The following is a 1,309-nucleotide window of genomic DNA, read 5'->3' as shown; positions in this document are numbered from 1 at the left end:
TGGAGTTGTCAAAAAAAGTGCAGTTTGAAAACACCCTCATACAGAAATCCCGTTACTAAGCAGCTTGTGATAGCATTCTTTCACGATAAATAGCTGGGGGCCATCCCCCTGGATTAGAAGTGTAGATCCGGCGCCTGTTGTAGTAGACCATGATGTATCTAAAGATGATCGCTTTAATATGGGCCATCGGATAACGCGCTGTGTGGATCTTATAAAGCTTTTCTTTCTTTAGCGTCGCAAAAAAGCTTTCCATCCTTGCGTTATCGTAGCAACGCCCTGTGCCACTCATGCTCTGAATGGCATCTCGTTTAGCCAGGCACTCTCGGAATGCGCGGCTCGTGAATTGGCTGCCTCTATCGCTATGGTAAATCATTCCACGGGCATTTCTTGCGCGACAGGCGTTCTCAAAGGCTTGGATGCAGAGTTCCTTACGCATGTTGTCGTCCATGGCGAGGCCCACGATCTCTCCGTTAAAGCAATCCAGTACCGCGGACAGATATAGCTTGCCATCTGAACAAGGGACTTCGGTAATATCCGAGAGCCATTTTTGGTTGGGTGCTGAGGCTCTAAAGTCTCTTTGGATCAGGTTCTCGCTCTTTTGAGCTGCGGCATCCTCACGTGTAATACCGTTTGGATGACGCTTCGCTTTCTTCAGCAGGCCATGCTTCTTCATGATGCGATAGACAGTGCTGTAGCTGGCCTTGATCTCGACCTGTGACAGCGCCAGCAGAATACGCCGGACACCGTAATTACGGTTGTCTTCATGTTCTCCTATGATGTCTTTGATTTGGACCAGAAGGCGTTGCTGCCGCTCCTGCTTGGGCGTAGACTTTAAGCTACGGTAATAGCCCCGTTCGCTGACCGTAAGCACCTGGCACATCTCTTTGACGGGCCAACGATCCCGTCGTCCAGTGATGAACACATGGAGCTGGCGTGCCTTTACCGCTTCCGGTCTTTGGCGAAAAAACCGAGTGCGTCCTTGAGAATTTCATTGGCTCGGCGCAACTCGCCTATTTCTTTTTCTAATTCGATTTCACGCGCAGTCTTATCGGTAGGTGCGTAAGCGTGTCCGCTCCCGATATGCGCTCCGTCACCGTGCAGGGCTCTGCGCTTTCTCCAGTCCTGCAAAGTGTAATAGGCTACGCCTAATTGCTCGGCGGCTTTCTTGAGCCCAATCTCATCGCTCAGTCTTATGGCTTCTTCTTTGAATGCCTTGTCATACCTGTTCATGCGTCCTCGTCCCCTCGCTAGCTTTCATTTTATTTCATACGAGGGGGTTTTTCGACTGCATTTTTATCGTAGCACTCCA

2 protein-coding genes are annotated in these 1,309 nt (G+C 50.1%); both read right to left on the bottom strand.

Features of this window, described 5'->3' with window-relative positions:
* Positions 1-55: 55 nt before the first annotated feature.
* A complete protein-coding gene (locus tag VQ071_RS29220) occupies positions 56-922 on the bottom strand; it encodes an IS3 family transposase (protein WP_340518542.1) in 867 nt (288 codons plus the stop codon).
* 17 nt (positions 923-939) lie between these two features.
* Positions 940-1,230, bottom strand: a complete 291-nt coding sequence (locus tag VQ071_RS29215; protein ID WP_340518540.1) for a transposase — start codon at positions 1,228-1,230, stop codon at positions 940-942.
* Positions 1,231-1,309: the final 79 nt, after the last annotated feature.

The organism is Cohnella sp. 56 (assembly GCF_037963805.1).
In the GTDB taxonomy this organism is placed as follows: domain Bacteria; phylum Bacillota; class Bacilli; order Paenibacillales; family Paenibacillaceae; genus Cohnella.
Note: the sequence above shows the minus strand (reverse complement) of the source record. Positions and strands in the feature narration are given on the sequence as shown.

Excerpts from the sequence above, each read along its gene's own strand:
- VQ071_RS29215 (WP_340518540.1), bottom strand. The coding sequence starts at position 1,230 with ATGAACAGGTATGACAAGGCATTCAAAGAAGAAGCCATAAGACTGAGC.